At 67.0% G+C, this 1065-nt stretch carries 1 protein-coding gene; it reads right to left on the bottom strand.

Annotation, left to right across the window (positions count from 1 at the left end):
• On the bottom strand, positions 1 to 1063 hold a 1063-nt coding region (locus YH3_RS34650; protein ID WP_064445174.1), incomplete at its 3' end, for an acetyl-CoA C-acetyltransferase.
• Positions 1064 to 1065: the final 2 nt, after the last annotated feature.

The following is a 1065-nucleotide window of genomic DNA, read 5'->3' as shown; positions in this document are numbered from 1 at the left end:
GGGCGCCGGACATGCCGAGGGGGTGGCCGACGGCGATGGCGCCGCCGTTGACGTTGACCTTGGCGGGGTCGAGGCCGAGTTCGCGGGTGGAGGCGATCCCGACGGCGGCGAATGCTTCGTTGATTTCGACGAGGTCGAGGTCGGTGGGGTCGATGCCTTCCTTCGCGCAGGCTTTGGCGATGGCCCGGGCGGGTTGGGACTGGAGGGTGGAGTCGGGTCCGGCGACGACGCCGTGGGCGCCGATTTCCGCGATCCAGGTCAGGCCGAGTTCTTCGGCTTTGGTTTTGCTCATCACCACGACGGCGGCGGCGCCGTCGGAGATCGGGGAGGCGGAGCCGGCGGTGATGGTGCCGTCCTTGCTGAACGCGGGACGCAGTTTGCCGAGGGATTCGGTGGTGGTGTCGGCGCGGATGCCTTCGTCCTGGGCGAAGACGATGGGCTCGCCCTTGCGTTGGGGGATGGAGACGGGGACGACTTCGTTGTCGAAGAGGCCGTCTTTCCAGGCGCGGGCCGCGTTCTGGTGTGAGGCGGCGGCGAAGGCGTCCTGCTCGGCGCGGGTGATGTGGGCGGTTTCTTGTTGGTTGACTTGTTCGGTGAGCAGGCCCATGGCCTGGTCGGTGAAGATGTCGTGGAGGCCGTCGTAGGCCATGTGGTCGCGGAGGGTGACGTCGCCGTATTTGAAGCCTTCGCGGCTTTTTTCGAGCATGTGGGGTGCGCGGGACATCGATTCCTGCCCGCCGGCGACGACGATGTCGAATTCGCCGGCGCGGATGAGTTGGTCGGCGAGGGCGATGGCGTCGATGCCGGAGAGGCACACTTTGTTGATGCTCAGGGCGGGGACGTTCATGGGGATGCCGGCGGCGACGGCGGCTTGGCGGGCGGGCATCTGGCCGGCGCCGGCGGTGAGGACCTGTCCCATGATGACGTAGTCGACCTGTTCGGGTGCGACTGAGGACTTGTCGAGGGCGCCTTTGATGGCGATGCCGCCGAGGTCGGACCCGGAGAGGTCTTTCAACGATCCGAGGAGTCGACCCATCGGGGTACGAGCTCCCGCAACAATCACAG

Source organism: Rhodococcus sp. YH3-3 (assembly GCF_001653035.1).
In the GTDB taxonomy this organism is placed as follows: domain Bacteria; phylum Actinomycetota; class Actinomycetes; order Mycobacteriales; family Mycobacteriaceae; genus Rhodococcus_F; species Rhodococcus_F qingshengii.
This window is presented reverse-complemented; position numbering and strand designations above follow the sequence as displayed.